The organism is Rhodococcus rhodnii NBRC 100604 (assembly GCF_001894925.1).
Taxonomy (GTDB): domain Bacteria; phylum Actinomycetota; class Actinomycetes; order Mycobacteriales; family Mycobacteriaceae; genus Rhodococcus_F; species Rhodococcus_F rhodnii.
The window spans coordinates 22,013-44,158 of sequence record NZ_BCXD01000002.1 but is presented as its reverse complement, the minus strand read 5'-3'; the positions used below and the strand labels follow the sequence as shown (position 1 = coordinate 44,158).

Here is a 22,146-nt window from a genome sequence, read left to right as displayed (position 1 = left end):
GTAAAAGGTAGCCTCTGTGGTGGAACTACTGACACGGGAGTCCCCGGATCGCGGGGCTGAGAGGGGTTCGCGCCGAACCCGACCGTCGTACCCGAACCGGATCATGCCGGCGTGGGAAGTGAGGTGATCGTGATGCACTCGAACAGCGGAGCCACGGTGAGCGTGGTCGGCGGCGGTGTCATCGGTCTCGCGTGCGCGTGGCGCGCCGCGCAGGCCGGTTGGCACGTGACACTCCACGACCCCGCCGTCGGGTCGGGCGCCAGCCACGTCGCGGGTGGAATGCTCGCACCGCTCTCGGAGGGCTGGCCCGGCGAGGAGGCCGCGCTCGCGGTCGGCGCGGCGTCGCTCGACCGGTGGCCCGGATTCGGCGGCGAACTCGAACGCGCGAGCGGGCTCTCTCTCTTCACGACGACCGACTCGCTCACCGTGGCGCTCGACGCCGCCGACGCCGAGGACCTTCACACCATCGCCGAGTTCCTGGGGCGCGCCGGCCGGACGGCGCGCGTGCTCACCCGCCGCGAGGTGCGCGAGCACGAACCGATGCTCGCGCGCGGCATCCGGCTCGGGCTGCTCACCGACGGCGAATCCGCCGTCGACAATCGCGCACTCCTGACGGCCCTGCGCGGCGCCGCCGCCGACGCGGGCGTCGAGATCCGAGGCGAGCAGGTCGCCGACCTCGACGCACTCGAGAGCGACCGCGTCGTGCTCGCGGCCGGACACGCGAGCGCGCGGCTGTGGCCCGGCCTACAGGTGCGGCCCGTCAAGGGCGAGATCCTGCGACTGCGGGCGCGCCCCGGAGTCACACCCGCACCCACGCGCACGGTGCGCGGCGTCGTGCACGGAAGGCCCGCGTATCTCGTCCCGCGCGCCGACGGGATCGTCGTCGGTGCGACGCAACTCGAAGCGGGCGAGGACACGCAGGTCACCGTCGCGGGCGTCCGCGACCTCGTCGCCGACGCCGAGGCGCTCATGCCCGCGATCGGCGAGTACGAGTTCCACGAGGCGGCGGCAGGGCTCCGGCCGTGCTCGCCCGACAACATCCCCATCGTCGGCGCGGTGTCCGATCGCGTCGTCGTGGCGACGGGACACGGCCGCAACGGAATACTCATGACGCCGGTCACCGCCGACGCCGTCGTCGCCGCGCTCGCGGGCGACGAACTGCCCGAGATGGCGCCCGCGTCACCCACGCGGTTCGCCGTCCCGGCACGGTGAGGACGATGGACAGGACGACACCGGACACGATGTACGCGACCGGCCATCCCGTGACGAATCGGAGGACGACATGACCGACAGCCCCACCACGATCCCCGTCGGCGTCACCGTCAACGGGGAGGACCACGAGTTCGACACCGCGATCACGATTCTCGAACTGCTCGAACGGCTCTCGTTGCCGACCAAGGGCATCGCCGTCGCCGTCGACGGCGCGGTGCATCCGCGCACGCGCTGGGACCGGCCGATCGAACGCGGCTGGCAGATCGAGATTCTCACCGCAGTACAGGGAGGCTGACATGACGTCGTCACCGACACGCGAGACGGCCGACACCACCACATCCGCAGCAGCACAAGGCGATCCGCTCGTGATCGCGGGCCGCTCGTTCGACTCGCGGCTCGTCATGGGCACGGGCGGCGCCGCGAACCTCGCCGTCCTCGAGGATGCGCTCGTCGCGTCCGGAACAGAACTGACGACCGTCGCGATGCGGCGTGTCGACGCGGCCCGCGGCACCGGCGTCCTCGATCTGCTCAGGCGACTCGACATCGCGCTGCTGCCGAACACGGCGGGGTGCCGGGGCGCCGCCGAGGCAGTCCTGACCGCGCAACTCGCGCGCGAAGCGCTCGGCACGAACTGGGTCAAGCTCGAGGTGATCGCCGACGAGCGCACCCTGCTGCCCGACGCGATCGAACTCGTCGACGCCGCGGAGCGCCTCGTCGACGACGGCTTCGTCGTCCTGCCGTACACGACGGACGACCCGGTGCTCGCGCACCGGCTCGAGGAGATCGGGTGTGCCGCCGTCATGCCGCTCGGCTCGCCCATCGGGACCGGCCTCGGGATCGCGAACCCGCACAACATCGAGATGATCGTCGAGCGCGCGGGTGTCCCCGTGATCCTCGACGCCGGCATCGGCACGGCGAGCGACGCCGCGCTCGCGATGGAACTCGGCTGCGACGCCGTGCTGCTCGCGACCGCCGTCACGCGGGCCAAGAACCCGCCCGTGATGGCGTCCGCGATGCGGCACGCCGTGACGGCGGGACGACAGGCCGCGCAGGCGGGCCGCATCCCCAAGCGATTCTGGGCGCAAGCGTCGTCCTGACCACAGGGCAGACGTCCGCCCCCAGGGTCCTCGGGGTTTTCCACCGAGGTTCTCGGGGTTCTCCCCGATGCCGCTGCACGATTCGCGCTGCGTCGGCCCCCAGAACGACCCCGAATCATCCCGTGGCCCGATGTGCGAGCCCGTTCGATGCGGCAGACTCTCGATCATGATCGAAGTGAAGGGACTGACCAAGTCCTTCGGAGCGACGAAGGCGGTGGACGACCTCACGTTCACCGTGCAACCGGGGATCGTCACCGGCTTCCTCGGCCCGAACGGCGCCGGCAAGTCGACGACGATGCGCATGATTCTGGGGCTCGACCGCCCGACGAGCGGGGAGGCGCTCGTCGAGGGTGTGCCGTACCGGCAGCTGAAGCAGCCACTGCACACCGTGGGAGCCCTGCTCGACGCGAAGTGGGTGCATCCCAACCGCTCGGCCCGCGCACATCTGCAGTGGATGGCGGCGTCGAACGGCATCCCCAAGTCGCGCGTCGAGGAGGTGCTGCGGCTCGTCGGGCTCACCGAGGTCGCGGGCAAGAAGGCGGGCGGCTTCTCGCTCGGCATGTCGCAGCGGCTCGGACTCGCCGCCGCGCTGCTGGGTGACCCGAAGGTCCTGCTGTTCGACGAGCCCGTGAACGGACTCGATCCGGAGGGTATCCACTGGATCCGCAGGTTCATGCAGTCGCTCGCCGCCGAGGGCCGCACCGTCCTCGTGTCGAGCCACCTGCTGTCGGAGATGTCGCTCACGGCGCAGCGGCTCGTCGTGATCGGCCGGGGCAAGCTGATCGCCGACACCACCGTCGACGACTTCGTACAGCGTTCGTCCGAGGCGTCGGTCCGCGTGCGCGGTCCCGAACTCGCAGGGCTCCGCAGCGCGTTCGAGGCCGCCGGCCTGTCGGTGCGCGACGACGCCGGCGAGATTCCGGCACTGCTCGTCGCCGGGTCGACCACCGATGCGATCGGCGAGATCGCAGCGGGCAAGGGCCTCGTCCTCCACGAACTCGCCTCGCAGCGCGGCTCTCTCGAGGAGGCGTTCATGAAGATCACCGGCGAGGACGTGCAGTACCACGCCGCCGGCCTCGACGACGTGATGGGTGGTGCCCTCTGATGACGGTTCTCGCAGCGGAACGCATCAAGCTGACCTCGGTGTGCTCGCCGTGGTGGTGCACGGCGATCGTGGTGGTTCTGGGACTCGGGTTCGCCGGGCTCGTGGGGTTCAGCGCGAACTCGGGACTGCAGAGTTACAACGACATGGTCGCGCGTGGTGACCAGCCCACGTTCGAGCCGTATCTTCCCGCGTTGCCCGACACTCTGGGCGGTGTCTCGGGATTCGGTATCACGGTGCTCATGATCCTGGCGGCGCTGGCGGTGACGAGCGAATACCGGTTCGGGGTCGTTCGCACGACCTTCCAGGCGATTCCGAACCGCTCGTCGGTGCTCGTGGCGAAGGCCGGACTGCTCGGAGTGTTCTCCGCGGTCCTGACGATCGTACTCACCTTCGGCGCCTACGCGATCGCGAAGGCGACCGCCGGAGCGGATGCCGGGGCGAACCTGTCGCTCTCGACGGGCGCGGATTGGCGTGCCGTGTACGGCATTCCGATCTACGCACTGCTCGCCGTGATCCTCGCGGTAGGAGTGGGTGCACTGCTGCGTCAGACGGCCGGTGCGATCGCCCTGCTGTTGCTGTGGCCGCTGCTCATCGAGAGTCTGTTCAACTTGTTCGGCGAGACCGGCCGCGACATCATGCCGTTCCTCCCGTTCACGAACATCAACAACTTCCTCGGTGCGGGCGGCACAGTCGAGTTCCATTGGGGCCCTTGGGGTTCGCTGATCTACTTCGCGGTCTTCGTGTTCGTCGTGTTCGGCGCGGCACTGTTCGTCGTCGACCGCCGCGACGCCTGACCCCCACCCCCTCCCTTCTGCCGCAATGTCACAGTATGTGCGCTCGCTTCGGTTCCAGTGGTCGATGCACACGCTGTGACATTGCGGCATTCGCGTGGAGCGCGGACAAGTCGGCCGACTGGTACGGTCCTGCGCATGCCGACCACCCGCACAGCGCTGGCAGCGGTTTTCGCCGGAGCGCTCCTGTCCGTGTCGACGGCCGCGTGCTCCGAAGCCGAGTCGCAGCCCGAGGCCGCCGAGCAGCTCGATGCCGCCGAGTTCGCGTCGTCCGTCACCACTCCCGCGCTGACGGGTCACCTCGAAGAACTCGAGCGCATCGCCGCCGAGAACGACGGCAACCGCGCGGCCGGGACCTCGGGATACGACGCCTCCGTCGACTACGTCGCGGAACAGCTGCGGGGCGCGGGATTCGACGTCGAGACGCCCGAGTTCTCCTTCACCGACTTCACGGTCGCGGCCGAGTCGCTGCGCGCGCCGTCCGGCGACGTCCCCGTCGTCGCGTTGTCGTACTCGCCGTCGACGGGCCCCGACGGCATCACGGGCCGGCTCGTCGCCGCGCCGGACGACGAGACCCCCGGCTGCGAGGCAACCGACTACGACGGCCTCGACGTCGCGGGTGCGGTCGTCCTCGTGACGCGCGGTGTGTGCCCGTTCGCCGACAAGCAGTCGATCGCCGCCGAACGCGGCGCGGCCGCCGTGATCGTCGCGAACAACGCCCCCGAGCCGCTCACGGGCGGAACGCTCGGCGATCCCGCCGCGGCCCGCATCCCCACCGGCGGCATCGGGCAGGCCGAGGGGGCCGCGCTCGCCGCCGCGGTCGGCGAGGTGACGCTCGTGCTCGACACCACGACGGAGGAGCGCACGAGCCGCAACGTCATCGCCCAGACGGCGACCGGATCGACCGAGGACGTCGTGATGGTGGGCGCCCACCTCGACTCCGTCCCGGACGGCCCCGGCATCAACGACAACGGCACGGGCGTCGCGGCTGTCCTCGAATCGGCGAAGCAACTCGGCGCCGAGCCCGGCGTGACCAACGCCGTCCGGTTCGCGTTCTGGGGCGCGGAGGAACTGGGTCTCGTGGGATCCGACGAGTACGTGGCGGCGCTGAGCGAGGAGGAACTCGCCGACATCGCGCTCTACCTCAACTTCGACATGCTCGGTTCCGAGAACGCCGGCTACCTCACGTACGACGGCGACGACTCGGACGCACAGGGCGAGGGGCCCGGCCCGGCGGGGTCCGACGCGATCGAGCGCACCTTCGTGCGGTACCTGAGCGAGCAGGGCATCGAGGCCGCGGGCACCGACTTCGACGGCCGTTCCGACTACGGCGCCTTCATCGCGAAGGGGATCCCCTCGGGCGGCGTGTTCAGCGGCGCCGACGACGTCAAGACGCCGGAGCAGGCGGCGATGTGGGGCGGCGAGGCCGACGTGCCGTACGACCGGAACTACCACACCCCCGGCGACACGCTCGCCGCGCTGGACACCGAGGCGCTGGGGGTCAACGGCAGTGCCGTCGCGTACGGCGTCGCGGCCTACGCGCTGTCCGTCGAGGGTCCCGACGGCGTGCCGTCGGGCGAGGCGAGGACACAGGCGCGCGACGGCGGTGAGTGATCGCCTGCCGACGAGGTGCCCGTTCGTGTGACGCATCGTTAACTCAGCCTCGTGGCCGAGTCGGAAGCAATCGAGCCCGAGCACGCACCCGAGGACGAGCGGGAGGAACCGCCCACCTCGGTGCCCTCGCGGGTGCTCGCGCGGCTCGGTGACCTCGACCGCAATCCGCGTTTCGTCGGGGGCGTGCGACGGATGCGTCGCGCGTTGCCCGGTGATCCGGGCTTCGGGGACCCGCTCTCGACCGCGGGCCCCGGCAGCGCCCGCGCCGTCGCCCGCATCGCCGACCGGCTGACCTCCGATCGCGCCGGCGTCTCGAAGGAAGCGAGTCTCGGCGCACTGCAGGTGTGGCAGGCCGCGCTCGAACGCATCGGCCGAGGCCGGGGCACCGCAGAGGTCACGATCGTCTTCACCGATCTCGTCGCGTTCTCGACGTGGTCGCTCGACGCGGGTGACGCGTCGACCCTCCAGCTCCTGCGCGACGTCGCGCGCGCCGTCGAGCCGCCCATGCAGCAGCGCGGTGGGCAGATCGTCAAACGCATGGGCGACGGCCTCATGGCGGCCTTCGTCTCGCCCGATCGTGCCGTCGACGCCGTCTTCGACGCCCGCGACCGGCTCTCGCGTATCGAATGCGACGGCTATCGGCCGCACATGCGCGTCGGAATGCACACGGGGCTGCCGCGGCGGGTCGGCGACGACTGGCTCGGCGTCGACGTCACGATCGCCGCACGCATGATGGGGCTCGCGGGAAGCGGTGACGTCGTCGCGTCGTCGGCGACGCTCGACGGACTCGACGCCGACACGCTCGCGAATCTCTCCGTCCGGGCGCGGCCGTGGCGCCGTGGGCTGTTCGCGAGCGTCCCGCGCGGCGTGCCGTCGGATCTGGGAATCTGGCGGCTCACCCGTTCCTGATCGGTGCCGAACCCCTGATCAGGCCTGCAGCCGCCACAGCGGAGAGACGGGGCCGTGCCCGGCGCCGAGGTCGTAGGCGGCCTCGAGGCAGCGGGTGACCCACTCCTTCGCGAACTCGACGGCGTCCGGGACGGAGTAGCCGTGTGCGAGGGCACACGCGAGTGCCGCCGCGAGCGTGTCGCCGCCGCCGTGGTCGTTGCCCGTCGGGATGCGGGGAGTGTCGAACTCGAGGAACCGTTCGCCGTCGAACAGCAGGTCGGTGCTGCGCTCCGACGTCCGCAGATGCCCGCCCTTGACGATCGCCCACTGCGCGCCCATGTCGTGCAGTGCACCGGCAGCACGCCGCGCCGACGCGTCGTCGACGACCTCGATCCCGGTGATGAGCCGCACCTCGTCGAGGTTCGGCGTGACGATCGTGGCGAGCGGGACGAGCCGGGTGCGGACGGCGTCGAGCGCCTCCTCGTGGAGGAGCGGATCGCCGTGCATCGAGGCGCACACGGGATCGACGACGAGCGGGATCGCACCGCCCCGTCCGATTCCGAGTTCGGTGCACACGTCGACGACGGCGTCGATGATCGCGGTCGACGCGAGCATCCCGGTCTTGGCCGCCGCCACGCCGATGTCGCCGACGACCGAGCGCACCTGATCGGCGACCGTCTCGGGCGGGATCTCGTGAAAACCGGTGACGCCCACCGTGTTCTGCACCGTCACCGCGGCGACCGCGACGCACGCGTGGACGCCGCACATCGCCATCGTCCGGCTGTCGGCCTGGATTCCCGCACCGCCGCCCGAATCCGTCCCTGCGATCGTGAGCGCTCGGACAGGCGTGGTGCCGGGCGGGGCGAGAGGCAGCAGATTCACACAGGTGACACTACAGATTCACGTGTCGGGGCTTGCGTCGCGGCGACGTCCCGGGGACCGTGGACGGCGGGAGCACTGCTGCACCCGGGAACCTTCGAGAAGCACGAGCGAGGGGAAACTGGTTACATGAGTGGCGTGGATCACATTTTGCAGACGCGCGGCCCCGTACCGACGTCGCGCGAGACCCCCGGCGGGGTCGACGAGGCGGCGATCCGGAGCGCCTCCGTCGTCGACTCACCCGAACACGAGCGATTCGAGCTGTGGCTGGGCACCGAACTCGTCGGCATCCTCGGCTATCGCGACGGCTCCGAACATCACGGCGCGGTGCACGACGACGCCCCGATCGCGTTCATGCACACCGTCGTCCGCGAGGAGTACGGCCACCGCGGCCTCGCGTCGCTGCTGGTCGCGGGCGCGCTCGCGCACGCCCGCGATCACGGCTGGACGGTCGACCCCGTCTGCACGTATGTCCAGCGCTACCTGGACGCGCACCCGCAGGAGGCCGACGCCGCCTCGTGACCGCAGGTCAGGAGAGGTCGACGATCACCGGAGCGTGATCGCTCGCGCCCTTGCCCTTGCGCTCGTCACGGTCGATCGACGCGTCGGTGACGCGTTCCGCGAGCGCCGGCGACGCCAGCACGAAGTCGATCCGCATGCCCTGGCGCTTGGGGAAACGCAGCTGCGTGTAGTCCCAGTACGTGTAGACGCCGGGGCCCGGTGTGTACGGGCGGACGACGTCCGCGTACCCGGCGTCGACGATCGCGTCGAACGCGGCGCGCTCGGGCTGCGAGACGTGGGTCTTGCCCTCGAAGAACGAGGGATCCCACACGTCGTCGTCGGTGGGCGCGACGTTCCAGTCGCCGACGAGCGCGATCTGTGCGCTGGGGTCCGAGTCGAGCCACTTGCGGGCGTCCTCACGGAGCGTCGCGAGCCAGTCGAGCTTGTAGGTGTAGTGCGGATCGCTCAGTTCGCGCCCGTTGGGCACGTACAGGCTCCACACCCTGACGCCGCCGCACGTCGCAGCGATCGCACGCGCCTCCTGGACCGGAGCGACCTCCGGGTCCTTGTGGAAGCCGGGCTGGTTCTCGAACCCGATCTGGACGTCCTCGATCCCGACGCGCGACACGATCGCGACGCCGTTCCACTGGCTGATCCCGATATGGGCGGTGGTGTAGCCGATCTCCTCGAAACGCTCGTGCGGGAACTGATCGTCCCGGCACTTCGTCTCCTGCATCGCCAGGACGTCGACGTCGCTGCGCTGCAGCCAGTCGACGATGCGGTCGGTGCGGGCACGGACGGAGTTGACGTTCCAGGTAGCGATGCGCACGTGTCCAGCCTATCGGCCGTGGGTGACGCGAGCCGCGGGCGGTCAGCGGACGCGGCGGTGATAGCGGTAGCGGTGGTGCTCGGTGAACCCCATCGCGGAGTACATCGCACGTGCCGCCGCGTTGCCCTCGGTGACCTGCAGGTACGCGTGGGTGGCGCCGCGCTCGCGGCCCCAGCGCAGCGCCTCGCCGCACACGAGCGTGCCGACGCCGCGCCTGCGGTGCTCGGGCGCGACGGCGACCGACTGCAGGCCCACCCACACGCGGCCGTCCGGGGCCGTCGTCACCGCGGCTCGCGCGATCGCGAGCGGCGACGGTCCGTCGCCGATCCGCACGAACGCCAGTTCGCCGATGCGGGGCCCGCGGCCGAGTGTTGCGGTGAGCAGCGCCCGCAGATCGTCGTCGGCGCCACGGCGATCGAACAGCGAGAGCCAGCTCGCGTCGGGCTCGGGCAGGACAGTCGTGGTGTGCGACGTCGGGAGCGGCACGAGATCGAGGTCCGCCGCCAGCACGACGACGGGCTCCTCCTCGGGCTGCCAGCCGGGGGCGCCGGGGGAGAGGCGATCGGGGACGAGCAGGCGCAGCGGCAGGCCACGCTCGGCGTACCAGGCGTCCAGGCGCGCGAGGGTGTCGCCCGTGAGCGGGGCCAGCTCGCCCGGCATCCCGAGCGGTGTCGCGGAGTTCGCCCGGCCCGTGATGCCGCTGCCGTACCGCGCGAGCCAGCCGTCCACCCAGGTCGATTCGAGCCCCGGCCACGCCTGCGCTGCCGCGACCTCGAGCGCGCGGATCTCGGAGGTGCGAATCGGCCGCGGTCCGAGGGCACGGACCGCCACGACGGTGTCGCGGCCGATCTGCACGACGCGGCCGTCGGCCGAGCGCACCGCCACCGGATCGGTGCCCTCGAGCGTGCCGATCACGTCCGTGACCGGGTGGCTGTAGCCCGCGGGCAGCGAATAACGAACGACGACACGGGTTCCGAGCGCGGGAAGCTCCGGCACGACGGGATCAGTCGTCGTGGCCGAACGGATCGGGCTCGTCACCGGGGATCCAGCTCAGGCCCGGCGTGCCCCACCCGTGGCGCTTGATCGTCTTCTTCGCGGCACGCGCGTTGCGCCCCACGAGGACGTCGACGTAGAGGAAGCCATCGAGATGGCCCGTCTCGTGCTGGAGCATGCGGGCGAAGAAGTCGGTTCCCTCGACCTCGACGGGATCGCCGTGCTCGTCGGTCCCGGTGACCTTCGCCCAGTCGGCGCGGCCCGTCGGGAACTGCTCGCCCGGGACCGACAGGCAGCCCTCGACGTCGTCGTCCGGGTCGGGCATCGTCTCGGGGATCGCGGACGTCTCGAGGACCGGATTGACGACGCAGCCGCGGCGGCGGACCGCCTTGCCGTCGACGACGTCGGGGCAGTCGTACACGAACAGCCGCAGCGAGACGCCCACCTGGTTCGCCGCGAGCCCGACGCCGTTCGCGGCGTCCATCGTCTCGTACATGTCGCGCACGAGCTCGGCGTACTCCTCGGGGGACTGCGTGACCTTCTCGGTCGGGTGATGCAGCACGGGGTCGCCGACGATCCGGATGGGAAGGATGGCCATGGCGTAGACAATAGTGCGCCCCTCACGGCACGCCTGCTCTCGGTACCGCGCCGCCGGAGCTCGCCGTGATTGAATGGTCGTCGAAGCACAGCGGTGTAATTCGCAACGCTTCACCGGAGTTCCCAGTCGAGGAGTGAGATGGACGGCGCAACCGCGCGCAACGGCGCCAGCGATCAGCAGACCGACCTCCCCGCGAACGAGGCCGACGGCGGCCTGACCCGGCGCGAGCACGAGATCCTCGCGTTCGAGCGGCAGTGGTGGAAGTACGCGGGTTCCAAGGAAGACGCGATCAAAGAACTGTTCGACATGTCGGCGACGCGCTACTACCAGATCCTCAATGCGCTCGTGGACCGCCCCGAAGCGCTCGCAGCCGACCCCATGCTGGTCAAGCGACTGCGCCGGCTTCGGGCCAGCAGGCAGAAGGCACGTGCCGCACGCAGGCTCGGCTTCGAGGTCACCTGACGCGCGCCGCGCCGCCGAATGCAGCCGGCGCGGCCGACTCGATAGGGTCGTGACGTGAGCAGCCCCGAGCCTCGTTCCTCCGTACCGTTGCGCGCGCTCGCGATGGTGCTCATCGCCCTCGCCATCGCGTTCTTCGGAATCGGCATGGCGTCGCTGGGCGGATCGGGCGAGAGCCCGGAGCCCGCGGCCGAGCCCGCGACGACGACGAGCGCCCCGCCCGCCGCTGCCCCCGCGCCCGCCGCCCCGGCCCCGCCCGCGGGTGCCACGTCTCCGGCCGACGAGGCGCCGGAGCCGTCCGGGACCACCACCTCCGCCGCTCCGGCCGACGTCGGTCCGGTCGCGATCTACAACAACAGCTCGGTTGCGGGTCTCGCCGCCGAGACCGCGACCAGGGTCTCCTCGGCGGGCTGGACCGTCGGGACGACGGGGAACTGGTCGGCGGTCGCGCTCGCGCAGACGACCGTCTACTACCCGGACGAGCCCGGACAGCGCACCACGGCCGAGCAGATCGCCGCCGTGCTCGGTGCACGTACAGCACCGCGTATCGACGCTCTGCCCGGCCCGGCCGACGAGATCGTCGTGGTCGCGGTTCCGGGCTGACACGTGTGCCCGCCGTCTCGGCGGGGGTCCTTCGGACGAGTCGGGGGCGTGGATATGATCGGTGCGATCGCGACGCTCACCGGGGGATCGACCCGGCGGCGGCGCCGACGCCGGGCCGGTGACGGCCGGGCCGAGCAGAAGCACGTCCCGAACGAGCGAGGAGCCAACCCGATGTTCCCGAGCCCCACCAGCCGGAAGTCAGTGCGCTACATCACCCCGTTGGTGGCGTTGGCCGCGGTCGCACTGACCGGCTGCAGCAACAACGAGGAGGCGGCGTCCGAGCCGGGGACCACACCACCGGTGTGGACGGGCTCGGCCGCGCCGGAGGGTGGCGAACACGGCGGTCACGCCGGCACAGGCGCCGGTACCGGCGGTGCGAGCGGCGAGTCGCTCACCGCGACGCTCGAGGACCCGCAGGGCACCGAGATCGGCACCGTGACGTTCACCGACGCCGGCGAGTTCGTGCAGGTCTCGGCCGAGGTCGAGGGCCTCGAGGCCGGCTTCCACGGCTTCCACGTCCATCAGGTCGGTGTGTGCGAGGCGAATTCCGCGCCGCCGAACGGTGGCGCGCCCGGCAATTTCCTGTCCGCGGGCGGACATCTGCACTCCGAGGGCGACGAGGGACACCCGGCCGCGGGCGATCTCACGTCGATCCAGGTGCGCGAGGACGGCGTGGGCGAACTCGTCACCACGACGAGCGGTCTCACGCTCGACGACCTGCGCGCCGACGGCGGTCGCGCAGTGATCGTGCACGAGGGTGCCGACAACTTCGCGAACATCCCGACGCGCTACGCTCCCGGCGGACCGGACGAGGAGACCCTCTCGACGGGTGACGCGGGTGCGCGCGCTGCCTGCGGCGTCGTCGGCGCCTCCTGACGCACCACGACGCGGGCGTGGCTGCGCCCGCCCGGAACGTGATCGGCGCAGGGATGCCCCTCGTGGGCGTCCCTGCGCCGTTTCTGTGATTGGATTTCTCCCGTGGTGGTTCCCTTCCCCGGCTCGCCTCGTCCGACGCTCGGTGTCGAATGGGAGATCGCCCTCGTCGACCGCGAGACGCGCGATCTGTCGAACACCGCGGCCGAGGTCCTCCGCCGCGTGACGGACGCCGCGAACGGCGCCCGTCCGCGCGTCACCAAGGAATTGCTCGAGAACACCGTCGAGATGGTCACCGACGTCCACTCCACCGTCGGGGAGGCGATGGGCGATCTCGACGAGACACTCGGGTTGCTGCGCGGCGCCGCGAGCGGGCTCGGCGTCGACCTGTGCTGCGCCGGGACGCACCCGTTCGCGCAGTGGTCCTCGCAGCTCGTGACGCGCACCCCCGACTACGACGAACTCATCGAGCGCACCCAGTGGTGGGGCCGTCAGATGCTCATCTGGGGCGTCCACGTCCACGTGGGGGTGTCGTCGAGCGACCGCGTGTGGCCGATCGTGCGCGGCCTGCTCGTGCGGTATCCGCATCTGCTCGCGCTGTCGGCGTCGTCACCGATGTGGGCGGGCGTCGACACCGGGTACGCGAGCAACCGGGCGCTCATGTTCCAGCAGTTGCCGACGGCGGGCCTGCCCTACCAGTTCGCGAACTGGCGCGAGTACGAGGGCTTCATCGACGATCAGATGAAGACGGGCGTCATCTCGCGAATCCCCGGAATGCACTGGGACATCCGGCCCGCGCCGCGTTGGGGGACGGTCGAGGTGCGGGTGTTCGACGGCATCTCGTCGCGGTCCGAGCTCAGCGCGCTCGTCGCGCTGGTCCACTGCCTCGTCGTCGATCTCGATCGCAGGTTCGACGCGGGGGAGACGCTGCCGGTGCTCCAGCCGTGGCACGTCAAGGAGAACAAGTGGCGGGCCGCGCGGTACGGGCTCGACGCCGAGATCATTCTCGACTCGGACAGCAACGAGCGCCTCGTCACGGACGATCTCGACGATCTGCTCGAGATGCTCACGCCGACGGCACGGCGCCTCGGCTGCGAGGACGAACTCGCGGCCGTCGCCGACATCCCGCGGCGGGGTGCGTCGTATCAGCGGCAGCGACGGGTCGCCGCCGAGACCGGCGGTGATCTGAAGGCGGTTGTCGACGCGCTCGTCGCCGAGCTGTCGACCTGAGCCGTCAGTCCTCGCGCTGCACCTCGGTGTACTCGTCGACCGACATCTGATCGTGCAGTTCGGGATGCTCGCGGTGCACGACCCGCGACACGGTGTGCGCGATGACGGGCGCCGTGAAGCACGTGAACACCGCGACCAGCACGAGCATCCAGATGTCGACGTTGCCGCGTAGCTCGATGATGGCGCCGAGGATGATCAGCAGCAGGCCGACGACCTGCGGTTTGGTGGCGGCGTGCATCCGGCGCAGGGTGTCCGGCATCCGCGCGACGCCGATCGCGCCGGTCAGCGAGAACACCGCGCCCGTCAGGATGCACACGGCGGCGACGACGTGGAGGAGGTTGTCCCAGAACATCACGACCTCCTACTTGTCCTGGACGCGGAACCGGGCGATCGCGACCGATCCCACGAAGCTGATGAGGGCGAGCGCCACGATCGCGGGGGCGACCGTGGTGTTGCCCGAGAACGCGGCCCACAACGCGATCCCGCTGATGGAGACGCCGATGAGCGTGTCCATCGAGACGAGCCGGTCGAGGCTGTCGGGGCCGGCGATGAGCCGGAAGGTGGCGAAGAACGCCGCCGCCACGAGGCACACGCCGGCGATGACGAAGACGACGATCATGTGAGCTCCGTATCGGGGTCGGTCCGCGGGCTGTGCGGACTCTCCTTCCAGTCCTCGGGACGCTCGAACGCACGGATGAACCGCGATTCGATGGTCTCGATGGTCTGCCGGAAGGCGGCGATCTGTTCGTCGCTGCCACCGTCGAGGAGGTGGACGAAGCCGATCCGACGAGTGTGATCGAGTTCGACGACCATAGACCCGGGGATGTTGTTGAGGACGTCGACGAGCAGCGCGAGGCTCAGGTCCGATCGGACCCGGAACTCGTGCTCGACGAGCGCGGTCGGCGGCGGAGGCGAGGGGCGCAGCGCGAGCCACGCGACCTCGACACTCGACTTGATCATCTCGTAGGCGCACGTCAGGACGAGCCAGACGAACGACAACGGATGGAGCCGGCCCTCGACGGGAACCCTCGGCAGCGGCAACGCGAACGTGATGAATGCAGCGACGGCGAGTCCGGCGAGCATCGTCGGCAGGGTGATCGTGCCCCACAGCAGCACCCACACGAACACGAGCCACACGAGGGAGAACAGCCGGACGAGGAGTTCACGGTTCATCATCGGGGGGCCTCCTCACGGGACGGCTGCTCGGTGTCGACCGAACCGTCGTCGTCGCCGAGGACGGCGGTGATGTACACCGAACGGTCGCGGAGGTTCTCGGCCGCCCTGTCGCTGATGCGCACGAGCGGTCCCGCGAACACGGTGAGTGCCAGACCGACCACGACGAGGCCGACGGTCGGGGCGAGCATCGGTCCCGGCATGCGGCCGACGTCGGCGCGCTGATCGAACGCGATGGTGCGGCCCGACTGGTCGAGCAGCGCGGACGGCGAGACGTCGGCGAGGCCGCCCTCGGGCGCATCCGCCCGTGCCCGCCAGAACGCCTTGGACCACACGCGGGCCACGACGTACAGCGTGAGCAGGCTCGTCGCCGTACCGCCCGCGACAAGGATCCACGCCAGGACGCTGCCGTCGGCGGCGCCCGCCTGGAGCAGTGCGACCTTGCCGATGAAACCCGAGAACGGCGGAATACCACCGAGGTTGAGCGCCGGGATGAGGAACACGACTGCCAGTACGGGACTCGCCGCGGCGAGTCCGCCGAGTCTCCGTAGCGACGACGATCCCGCTTGCCGCTCGATGAGACCGACGACCAGGAACAGCGTCGTCTGCACGAGAATGTGGTGCGCGATGTAGTAGATCGAGCCCGACAGTCCCGTCACGGATCCCAGGCCTATGCCGAAGATCATGTATCCGATGTGACTGACCAGGGTGAACGAGAGTAATCGCTTGATGTCGTTCTGGGCTATCGCGCCGAAGATGCCGACGAGCATCGTGAGCAGGCCGGACACCAGCAGAACGTTGTCGAGCGCGCCCTGCGGGAAGATCAGCGAGTGCGTTCGCATGATCGCGTACACACCGACCTTCGTCAGCAGGCCTGCGAACACCGCCGTGACCGGGGCCGGCGCCGTGGGGTACGAGTCGGGCAACCACGCGGACAGCGGGAACACCGCCGCCTTGATGCCGAATCCGACGAGCAGTACCGCGAAGATCGCGTTGCGCGTCGCGGAATCCACCTCGTCCATCCGCAGCGCCATGTCGGCGAAGTTCAGCGTGCCCGTCGCGGCGTAGGCGAAGGCGATGCCCGCGAGGAAGATGATCGAGCTGACCATCGAAACCATGACGTACGAGACACCCGCACGCACACGATCGGCGCTGCCGCCGATCGTGAGGAGCACGAAGCTCGCGGCGAGCAGCACCTCGAAGCCGACGTAGAGGTTGAACAGGTCGCCCGCGAGGAACGCGTTGCACACGCCCGCGGTGAGCGCCAGGTACGTCGGAAGGAAGATCGAGACGGGCTGGTCGTCGTTGCCGTCGGAGATGCCCTGGCCGATCGCGTACATCATGACGGCGAGCAGGACGATCGAGGAGACGACCAGCATCAGCGCCGAGAGCCGGTCGACGACGAGCGTGATGCCGATCGGCGACTCCCAGCCCCCGACCTGCACCGCGGTGGTGCCGTCGCGGTCCGCGAGGAACAGCAGGACCGCCGAGATCGCGACCACGGAGACGAGCGCCGGGAGGGTGATCCATCGCTGTGCCCGAGGGCGGCGACCGAGGACGAGCGTGCACGCCGCGGCGAGCAGTGGAACGAGCACGGGCAGCGGTGTGAGCACCGCGATGAGCTGGGTGCTGTCGGTCATCGCTTGTCACCTCCGTCCTGGTCGCCCGTCTCGGGATCGGTCTTGTCGTCCGGATGCGCCGCGGGTTCGTGATCGGCCGGTCCGGGGTCGGGTGTCAGCTTCATGTCGCCGGCGTCGTATCGGTCGATCTCGTCCTCGTCGTCGTCGAATGTGCCTTCGTGCAGGTCCTCGTATCCTTCGAGATCCTCGAGGTGGAGGCTTTCGATCTGCTCGATCGGGATCGGGTTGCCATGCTTGTCGAACGCGTCCCCGGCGAAACGCGGCGCGCCGGTGACGGGGTCGTCGGAACGGTCCCGGTCGGGTGCGTCCGCCACCGAACGGCGCCGGATGACGCGGGTGTCCTCGGGATCGTCCTCGACGGTGTCCGCCGCGCTGAGCTTGTACGAGCGGTAGATCAGCGCGAGGACGAAGGCGGCGATGCCCATCGTGATGACGATCGCCGTGAGGACCATCGCCTGCGCGAGGGGATCGGCCATCTCGGCGTCGTCGTCGAAGAACACGATCGGTGGGCCGCCGGACGCCCCGCCCGCCGTGATGATGAGCAGGTTGATGCCGTTGCCGATGAGCAACAGGCCCAGCAGCATGCGCGTGACGCTGCGTTCGACGATGAGGTACACGCCGCACGAGACGAGCGCGGCGATCGTCGCCAGCATCGTGATGTTCGCGATCATCGGTTGTTCACCTCGATCTGTGCGTCCAGGCGGGCACCGAGACTGCGGAGTATGTCGAGCACCAGTCCCACGACGATCAGATACACGCCGAGGTCGAAGAACAGTGCGGTGACGAGCTTGATCTCACCGAAGATCGGCAGCACGAATTCGAACGTCGCCGACGAGAGTGCAGGGGCGCCGAGCAGGAGCGACACGACCGCCGTGCCCGCTGCGAAGATCAGTCCGGCGCCGAGGACCTTGCCGGCGTCGATGGGGACGGTCTCGCCGAGTTCGTAGCGGCCGCCCGCGAGGTACCGCAGTACCAGTGCGAGACCGGCAGTGAGACCACCCGCGAATCCCCCACCGGGTGCGTTGTGACCCGAGAAGAAGAAGTACACCGACATCACCATGATCGTCGGGAACATCAGGCGGGTGGTGACCTCGAGGATCAGCGAGCGATGCCGGGGATCCATGAGGGCGCCCGCGACGAGCCACGTCGTCTCGTTGTTCTCGCCGTTCTCCTCGCCACCGACGCGGCGGGCGTCCGCCGCACGGGGCGCGCTGCCGAATCGCCGGTTGCGGAACACGAGGCTCGCGACACCCGTCGCGGCCACGAGGAGCACCGAGATCTCGCCGAGCGTGTCCCACGCACGGATGTCGACCAACAGGACGTTGACGACGTTCTTGCCGTCGCCCAGGTAGTAGGAGGCGTCGGGGAGCAGGGTCGCGATGGGGACCGACGAGCGTCCGCCGATCGCGAAGGCACCCACGACGGTGACGGCGACGCCGACGCAGACGGCGAGGATCGCCCGCGGAACGTGGAGCCCGATTCCCTGCGTCTCGTCGATGTCGGCCGGAAGCTTGCGCAGCACCAGCACGAACACGACGATCGTGACCGTCTCGACCAGGAACTGCGTCAGTGCGAGGTCGGGTGCACCGTGCAGGGCGAAGATCACGCCGGTGCCGTACCCGGTCAGGCCCACGAGCAGGACCGCGGCGAGGCGGTTGCGCATGACCACCGCCCCGATCGAGGCGACGAGGATGATGACGCCGACGATCGCCTGCCACGGCGAGTCCCACAGCATCGTCCGCACCCCGGACGGCCCGCCGACCGCGAGCACGACGGTGGGCAGCAGCGCGAACGTCACGAGGATCGTCGCCTGCGTCAGCGGCAGCGAACCGCGCTGCGTCGCGCCCGTCAGGCGCATCGAGACGGAGTCCATGCCGCGCAGCGTGGCGTCGTAGATCCGGTCGGCGTTGAGCGGGAAGGTGCGCTCGAACCGGACCCGCGCGAACTGGCGGTGTGCGAGGTAGAGCGCGCAACCCGCGACGACGACGACGATCGTGAGGATCAGTGCCGTGTTCACGCCGTGCCACAGCGCGAGGTAGTAGTCGTCGGCGCCCGGGTTCGGGATCGTCGTCGAGAAAGGCGTGAGCAGCGTCTCGAACCAGGGCGCGAACAGCCCGGCGCCCAGGCCCGCGACCGCGAGCAGTGCGGGCGGGCCGAGGAACAGCGGGCCGACGGCGTGCATCTGCGCGACGTTCGTGCTGGGGGCGTCGACCTTCTTGCGGCCGAACGTGCCGACCATGAACCGCAGGCTGTAGGCGAACGTCAGGATCGAGCCCGCGACGACGACCACGACGAACGCCACCCCGGCACTCGGCGAGAAGGTCTCCGCGTGCAGGATCGCGTCGAACGCGCCCTCCTTGGACACGAAGCCGAGCAGCGGCGGCAGACCCGCCATGCTCGCCGCGGCGAGACCCGCGACGACGGCCAGCCACGGGACCTTGCGGCCCAGGTGCGCGAGCTTGCGCATGTCGCGGGTGCCGGTCGTGTGGTCGATGATGCCGACCACCATGAACAACGTCGCCTTGAACAGCGCGTGAGCGCACATGAGGGCGAGGCCGGCGAGCATCGCGTCGCGCGTGCCGATGCCGACGATCGCGATCATGAAGCCCAACTGGCTCACCGTGCCGAACGCGAGGACGAGCTTGAGGTCGAACGCCCGCATCGCACGCCAGCCGCCGAGGATCATCGTCGCGAGGCCGAACACGATCACGGTCGGATGCCACGGACCCGCCTCGGCGAATCCGGGCGCGAGCCGTGCGACGAGGTAGACGCCGGCCTTGACCATCGCCGCGGCGTGCAGGTATGCGCTGACCGGGGTGGGCGCCGCCATCGCGCCCGGGAGCCAGAAGTGCAGCGGCACCAGCGCGGACTTGGACAGCGCACCGATGAGCACGAGCACGAGTCCGACGCCCGCGAGCCATCCTCGCGGTGCCACCTCGACGAGCTCGGAGAGGTTGTAGGTGCCGCTGACCTGGCCGAGAACGATGAAGCCGACCAGCATCGCGAGGCCGCCGGCGGTCGTCACCAGCAGTGCCTGCGTCGCGGCGCGGCGACTGGACGCGCGCTCGGCGTAGTGGCCGACGAGCAGGAACGACAGGATCGTCGTCAGTTCCCAGAAGATGTAGAGCACCAGCATGTTGTCGCTGGTGACGAGGCCGAACATCGCGCCGGCGAAGGCGACGAGTTCGGCGGCGAACAGGCCGAGCCGAGTCTCGTCGTTGTCGAAATACCGTGCGCAGTACGCGAGTACGAGCGTGCCGATGCCGAGGACGAGCAGCGACATGATGCCCGACAGCGCGTCGAATCTCATGTCGATGTTCATCGACAGGCCGGGCACCCAGTCGAGGTTCAGATGCTGCTCGGTGCCCCAGTTGGAGACGACCCACAGGAGGCTGGTCGCGGGAACGAGGGCGAGCGCGTAGAAGGCGTTTCGGCCCACGAATCGCACCAGAAGGGGGGCCAGCAGGGCGGCCACCGTATGGGCGAGCAGAATCGCGAGCAAAGCAGGCACACTCCGTCGGGTCTCGGTGTCACGCTGACGCGTGGCGGGCGGAGGGACGTGTCGCACGGACGGCGCGACTCGAGGCCGTGCCGGTACCGATCGACGAGCCCGCTTCCGCCGCGGGTGCCCCCGCACCGAGTGCAGCGATTGGGACTCGCGTACATCTTAACCGCGGGATGCTGCGCGTTCTCGGGGCACGTGGCGTCCCGACCACGCTGTTCGATGGTGTACCACGCGCGCGGGCGCGCGCAGGGAAACGAGATCGCGCGTACCCGACTAGAGTTCGGCCGTGCCCACCGGAGCCGGGACGACGTCCCATGTGATTCGTACCTCAGCGCTCGCGTTCGTCCGCGACCGGCGGCTGTTGCAGGCCCGCTCGCACGGCAAGCCGGCCTTCTACATGGCGGGTGGCAAGATCGATCCCGGCGAGTCCGCCGAGGAGGCGCTCGTGCGGGAGATCCGCGAGGAACTGGACGCGGGCGTCGTCGCGCCGGTGCTGCTCGACGTCTTCGAGGCTCCCGCGTACGGGCACGCGCCCGGGACGTCCTTGCACATGACGTGCTTCACCGGCGACCTCGACCGGGAGCCGCTCCCGACGAGCGAGATCGCCGAGATCGCGTACTTCACGTTCGGCGAGTACGCGGCGCTCGCCGAACGCGCGCCCGGGTCACTTCTCGTCTTCGGGCGGCTCCACGCCCTCGGCGTCATCGACTGAACCCGTCGTGTCTCCGTCGCTCTCGACGACGCCGGAACGCAGGATCGCGAACGCGAAGTAGGCCGTCACGGCGAGCAGTGCCACACCGACGAGGTGATCCGAGACCGTCGTCGCGGCGGGAACGGTGTCGACGTCGAAGCCGTACTCGAAGCCCTCGGGCAGCGACGGGACGTCGAACAGCGACGTGGGGGAACGGGGCACCGACGCCGCGGTGACCAGCGTGAACGCGGCGAAGGGCAGCGAGAGACCGAAGGCCGCGACGGCGCCGCCGCCCGGCAGCGCGGCGACGAGTGCGGCCGTGCCGCCCAGCCCGACGACGAAGAGTCGCGCGAGCAGTGCGACCCCGTCCGATCCGAAATCGGGAGCGATCGCGGCGACGGCGGGAGCGAGTGCCGCGATCGCGAGTCCCCAGTGAGCGGCGAGTCCGCGCAGTGCGGCGACGGCGCCGAGGACGCAGCCCGCGACGCCCACCGTGAGCATCGCCCACGTCGGGACGGACACCAGCGGGGTCCGCAGATCGTGGAGGACACCCGCGGCCGCGGCCACGACGCCCGTCCCGGCGAGCAGGATCCGGCCGTCCGCGGACCCGACGAACCGGGCGGTCGCCGCCGTCACGGCGCACACGAGTACGAGCGAGACGATCACGGCCGTCCACAGCGACGACGTCGACGCGAACTCCCGGCTCTCGATCCACGCGCCGAGCACCCGATGCGTCACGGCGAGGGCCAGCGCGCCGAGCAGGCACGCCCGCAGCGTGAGCCGGGTCGGGTACTGCGTGCGGTCGGCGGCACGCGTCGCGAACGCCGCGGCCGTCGTCGCGACGGCGGCGACCGCGAGCAGCCACCAGGCCGGTTCGCCGAGCGCCGAGGTGCTCCTGCTGACGGGTTCGAGATACGCGACGGGTGACACCGGCGGCCGGATGGTGCTCGCGAGCAGGAAGGTCGCGAAGACCGCGAGGGCGAGTGCAACGCGGGTGCGGGCGGTCTTGCTTGCGCGGCTCCACACGCCCGCGACGGCGCAGCCGAGCAGCACGCCCGCGGCAGCCGTCTTGGCGAAGTGCAACGCGACGAGGCTGTCGATCGATCCGACGTCGGGGAGAGCCGAGCGGGTGGCGGCGAGGACTGCGATGCACGCGAGTGCGGCGATCCACGGCCGCCGCGCCGAGCCCGCGCGCTGGAGCGCACCGACCACGATGACGGCGAGCAGCGTTCCGACGACGAGCCCGGTCGGCTGACTGCTCAGCCACCGTTCCAGTTCGCGGTCGGAGGCATGGATCGCCCACCGGTCGGCGCGGGGGTTGCTCAGGACGAAGCCCGCGAGCACTCCCGACGCGACTGCGGCTGCTGCCGAGACGGCTCCCCGGACATCGATCCGGGCGCGTGAGATCACGGAGACACCGTACCGATTCGGGAGGGCATGCCGGGACGGCAGTCAGCGTCGCGAC

24 protein-coding genes and 1 riboswitch are annotated in these 22,146 nt (G+C 70.2%); of the genes, 13 read left to right on the top strand and 11 right to left on the bottom strand.

Annotated elements, in window-relative coordinates:
* Positions 1–23: 23 nt before the first annotated feature.
* Positions 24–135: riboswitch (TPP riboswitch) on the top strand.
* The 7 genes from thiO to RR1_RS01955 all read left to right on the top strand — a co-directional run bounded on the left by thiO (position 133) and on the right by RR1_RS01955 (position 6,728).
* Positions 133–1,212 carry a glycine oxidase ThiO gene (gene thiO, locus RR1_RS01985; protein ID WP_040772217.1) on the top strand — a complete coding sequence of 360 codons (1,080 nt, stop codon included), beginning with the start codon at positions 133–135 and terminating at the stop codon, positions 1,210–1,212. (Overlaps the previous riboswitch by 3 nt.)
* Positions 1,213–1,282: 70 nt before the next feature.
* Positions 1,283–1,507 (top strand): sulfur carrier protein ThiS, encoded by a 225-nt coding sequence (gene thiS, locus RR1_RS01980; RefSeq protein ID WP_010836729.1) that lies wholly within the window; start codon positions 1,283–1,285, stop codon positions 1,505–1,507.
* A 1-nt stretch (position 1,508) separates the two neighbouring features.
* Positions 1,509–2,309, top strand: coding sequence for a thiazole synthase (locus tag RR1_RS01975; RefSeq protein ID WP_010836728.1), 801 nt, complete (start codon positions 1,509–1,511; stop codon positions 2,307–2,309).
* A 166-nt stretch (positions 2,310–2,475) separates the two neighbouring features.
* Positions 2,476–3,414, top strand: a complete 939-nt coding sequence (locus RR1_RS01970; RefSeq protein ID WP_010836727.1) for an ABC transporter ATP-binding protein — start codon at positions 2,476–2,478, stop codon at positions 3,412–3,414.
* A complete protein-coding gene (locus RR1_RS01965; protein ID WP_010836726.1) occupies positions 3,414–4,208 on the top strand; it encodes an ABC transporter permease in 795 nt (264 codons plus the stop codon). Before RR1_RS01970 ends, RR1_RS01965 begins: the two co-directional genes overlap by 1 nt.
* Positions 4,209–4,343: 135 nt before the next feature.
* Entirely contained in the window at positions 4,344–5,819 is a 1,476-nt protein-coding gene (locus tag RR1_RS01960) for a M20/M25/M40 family metallo-hydrolase (RefSeq protein WP_010836725.1), read from the top strand.
* Between the two features lie 69 nt (positions 5,820–5,888).
* Positions 5,889–6,728, top strand: a complete 840-nt coding sequence (locus RR1_RS01955; RefSeq protein WP_371836770.1) for an adenylate/guanylate cyclase domain-containing protein — start codon at positions 5,889–5,891, stop codon at positions 6,726–6,728.
* Between the two features lie 18 nt (positions 6,729–6,746).
* Here the strand turns inward: RR1_RS01955 and thiD are convergent, their stop codons facing one another.
* Positions 6,747–7,589, bottom strand: a complete 843-nt coding sequence (gene thiD / locus RR1_RS01950; RefSeq protein ID WP_010836723.1) for a bifunctional hydroxymethylpyrimidine kinase/phosphomethylpyrimidine kinase — start codon at positions 7,587–7,589, stop codon at positions 6,747–6,749.
* A 126-nt stretch (positions 7,590–7,715) separates the two neighbouring features.
* Here thiD and RR1_RS01945 point away from each other — a divergent pair, with 126 nt between their 5' ends.
* Positions 7,716–8,108 carry a GNAT family N-acetyltransferase gene (locus RR1_RS01945; RefSeq protein WP_071990690.1) on the top strand — a complete coding sequence of 131 codons (393 nt, stop codon included), beginning with the start codon at positions 7,716–7,718 and terminating at the stop codon, positions 8,106–8,108.
* A 7-nt stretch (positions 8,109–8,115) separates the two neighbouring features.
* Here RR1_RS01945 and RR1_RS01940 read toward each other — a convergent pair whose 3' ends face one another.
* The 3 genes from RR1_RS01940 to RR1_RS01930 are packed head-to-tail and all read right to left on the bottom strand — an operon-like array spanning position 8,116 to position 10,507.
* On the bottom strand, positions 8,116–8,916 hold the full coding sequence (locus RR1_RS01940) for an exodeoxyribonuclease III (RefSeq protein ID WP_010836721.1): 801 nt from the start codon (positions 8,914–8,916) through the stop codon (positions 8,116–8,118).
* A gap of 42 nt (positions 8,917–8,958) precedes the next feature.
* Entirely contained in the window at positions 8,959–9,954 is a 996-nt protein-coding gene (locus tag RR1_RS01935; RefSeq protein ID WP_238558920.1) for an N-acetylglutamate synthase, CG3035 family, read from the bottom strand.
* The gene (locus tag RR1_RS01930; RefSeq protein ID WP_010836719.1) at positions 9,920–10,507 is read right to left on the bottom strand and encodes a peptide deformylase; all 588 of its coding nucleotides are present in this window, start codon (positions 10,505–10,507) and stop codon (positions 9,920–9,922) included. Before RR1_RS01930 ends, RR1_RS01935 begins: the two co-directional genes overlap by 35 nt.
* Before the next feature lie 138 nt (positions 10,508–10,645).
* On the opposite strand from RR1_RS01930, the gene napA reads away from it, so the two are divergent.
* The 4 genes from napA to RR1_RS01910 all read left to right on the top strand — a co-directional run bounded on the left by napA (position 10,646) and on the right by RR1_RS01910 (position 13,672).
* Positions 10,646–10,969 carry a nucleoid-associated protein NapA gene (gene napA / locus RR1_RS01925; RefSeq protein ID WP_010836718.1) on the top strand — a complete coding sequence of 108 codons (324 nt, stop codon included), beginning with the start codon at positions 10,646–10,648 and terminating at the stop codon, positions 10,967–10,969.
* Positions 10,970–11,023: 54 nt separating this feature from the next.
* The gene (locus RR1_RS01920) at positions 11,024–11,569 is read left to right on the top strand and encodes a LytR C-terminal domain-containing protein (RefSeq protein WP_040772199.1); all 546 of its coding nucleotides are present in this window, start codon (positions 11,024–11,026) and stop codon (positions 11,567–11,569) included.
* 171 nt (positions 11,570–11,740) lie between these two features.
* Positions 11,741–12,445 (top strand): superoxide dismutase[Cu-Zn], encoded by a 705-nt coding sequence (gene sodC / locus RR1_RS01915; RefSeq protein WP_040772212.1) that lies wholly within the window; start codon positions 11,741–11,743, stop codon positions 12,443–12,445.
* A 102-nt stretch (positions 12,446–12,547) separates the two neighbouring features.
* On the top strand, positions 12,548–13,672 hold the full coding sequence (locus tag RR1_RS01910; protein WP_010836715.1) for a glutamate--cysteine ligase: 1,125 nt from the start codon (positions 12,548–12,550) through the stop codon (positions 13,670–13,672).
* A 4-nt stretch (positions 13,673–13,676) separates the two neighbouring features.
* Here the strand turns inward: RR1_RS01910 and mnhG are convergent, their stop codons facing one another.
* The 6 genes from mnhG to RR1_RS01880 are packed head-to-tail and all read right to left on the bottom strand — an operon-like array spanning position 13,677 to position 19,987.
* The gene (mnhG, locus tag RR1_RS01905) at positions 13,677–14,024 is read right to left on the bottom strand and encodes a monovalent cation/H(+) antiporter subunit G (RefSeq protein WP_040772211.1); all 348 of its coding nucleotides are present in this window, start codon (positions 14,022–14,024) and stop codon (positions 13,677–13,679) included.
* Between the two features lie 9 nt (positions 14,025–14,033).
* Positions 14,034–14,291: a monovalent cation/H+ antiporter complex subunit F gene (locus RR1_RS01900; RefSeq protein WP_010836713.1), complete on the bottom strand. Its 258-nt coding sequence runs from the start codon at positions 14,289–14,291 to the stop codon at positions 14,034–14,036.
* A complete protein-coding gene (locus RR1_RS01895) occupies positions 14,288–14,848 on the bottom strand; it encodes a Na+/H+ antiporter subunit E (protein ID WP_010836712.1) in 561 nt (186 codons plus the stop codon). The genes RR1_RS01900 and RR1_RS01895 overlap by 4 nt, the downstream gene beginning before the upstream one ends.
* Entirely contained in the window at positions 14,845–16,485 is a 1,641-nt protein-coding gene (locus tag RR1_RS01890) for a Na+/H+ antiporter subunit D (protein ID WP_010836711.1), read from the bottom strand. Before RR1_RS01890 ends, RR1_RS01895 begins: the two co-directional genes overlap by 4 nt.
* Positions 16,482–17,156, bottom strand: coding sequence for a Na(+)/H(+) antiporter subunit C (locus tag RR1_RS01885; protein ID WP_010836710.1), 675 nt, complete (start codon positions 17,154–17,156; stop codon positions 16,482–16,484). Before RR1_RS01885 ends, RR1_RS01890 begins: the two co-directional genes overlap by 4 nt.
* Complete coding sequence (locus tag RR1_RS01880; RefSeq protein WP_010836709.1) at positions 17,153–19,987, bottom strand: Na+/H+ antiporter subunit A; 2,835 nt, start codon at positions 19,985–19,987, stop codon at positions 17,153–17,155. Before RR1_RS01880 ends, RR1_RS01885 begins: the two co-directional genes overlap by 4 nt.
* A 289-nt stretch (positions 19,988–20,276) precedes the next feature.
* Here RR1_RS01880 and RR1_RS01875 point away from each other — a divergent pair, with 289 nt between their 5' ends.
* A complete protein-coding gene (locus RR1_RS01875; RefSeq protein WP_010836708.1) occupies positions 20,277–20,702 on the top strand; it encodes an NUDIX hydrolase in 426 nt (141 codons plus the stop codon).
* Here RR1_RS01875 and RR1_RS01870 read toward each other — a convergent pair.
* On the bottom strand, positions 20,655–22,091 hold the full coding sequence (locus RR1_RS01870; protein WP_010836707.1) for a hypothetical protein: 1,437 nt from the start codon (positions 22,089–22,091) through the stop codon (positions 20,655–20,657). The two genes, RR1_RS01875 and RR1_RS01870, sit on opposite strands and share 48 nt — an antisense overlap.
* Between the last annotated feature and the right edge of the window lie 55 nt (positions 22,092–22,146).

What these genes read in the sequence shown, in the direction of transcription:
- thiO (WP_040772217.1), top strand. Translation starts at nt 133, where the DNA reads ATGCACTCGAACAGCGGAGCCACGGTGAGCGTGGTCGGCGGCGGTGTC.
- thiS (WP_010836729.1), top strand. Translation starts at nt 1,283, where the DNA reads ATGACCGACAGCCCCACCACGATCCCCGTCGGCGTCACCGTCAACGGG.
- RR1_RS01975 (WP_010836728.1), top strand. Translation starts at nt 1,509, where the DNA reads ATGACGTCGTCACCGACACGCGAGACGGCCGACACCACCACATCCGCA.
- RR1_RS01970 (WP_010836727.1), top strand. Translation starts at nt 2,476, where the DNA reads ATGATCGAAGTGAAGGGACTGACCAAGTCCTTCGGAGCGACGAAGGCG.
- RR1_RS01965 (WP_010836726.1), top strand. Translation starts at nt 3,414, where the DNA reads ATGACGGTTCTCGCAGCGGAACGCATCAAGCTGACCTCGGTGTGCTCG.
- RR1_RS01960 (WP_010836725.1), top strand. Translation starts at nt 4,344, where the DNA reads ATGCCGACCACCCGCACAGCGCTGGCAGCGGTTTTCGCCGGAGCGCTC.
- RR1_RS01945 (WP_071990690.1), top strand. Translation starts at nt 7,716, where the DNA reads ATGAGTGGCGTGGATCACATTTTGCAGACGCGCGGCCCCGTACCGACG.
- RR1_RS01930 (WP_010836719.1), bottom strand. Translation starts at nt 10,507, where the DNA reads ATGGCCATCCTTCCCATCCGGATCGTCGGCGACCCCGTGCTGCATCAC.
- napA (WP_010836718.1), top strand. Translation starts at nt 10,646, where the DNA reads ATGGACGGCGCAACCGCGCGCAACGGCGCCAGCGATCAGCAGACCGAC.
- sodC (WP_040772212.1), top strand. Translation starts at nt 11,741, where the DNA reads ATGTTCCCGAGCCCCACCAGCCGGAAGTCAGTGCGCTACATCACCCCG.
- mnhG (WP_040772211.1), bottom strand. Translation starts at nt 14,024, where the DNA reads ATGTTCTGGGACAACCTCCTCCACGTCGTCGCCGCCGTGTGCATCCTG.
- RR1_RS01900 (WP_010836713.1), bottom strand. Translation starts at nt 14,291, where the DNA reads ATGATCGTCGTCTTCGTCATCGCCGGCGTGTGCCTCGTGGCGGCGGCG.
- RR1_RS01895 (WP_010836712.1), bottom strand. Translation starts at nt 14,848, where the DNA reads ATGATGAACCGTGAACTCCTCGTCCGGCTGTTCTCCCTCGTGTGGCTC.
- RR1_RS01890 (WP_010836711.1), bottom strand. Translation starts at nt 16,485, where the DNA reads ATGACCGACAGCACCCAGCTCATCGCGGTGCTCACACCGCTGCCCGTG.
- RR1_RS01885 (WP_010836710.1), bottom strand. Translation starts at nt 17,156, where the DNA reads ATGATCGCGAACATCACGATGCTGGCGACGATCGCCGCGCTCGTCTCG.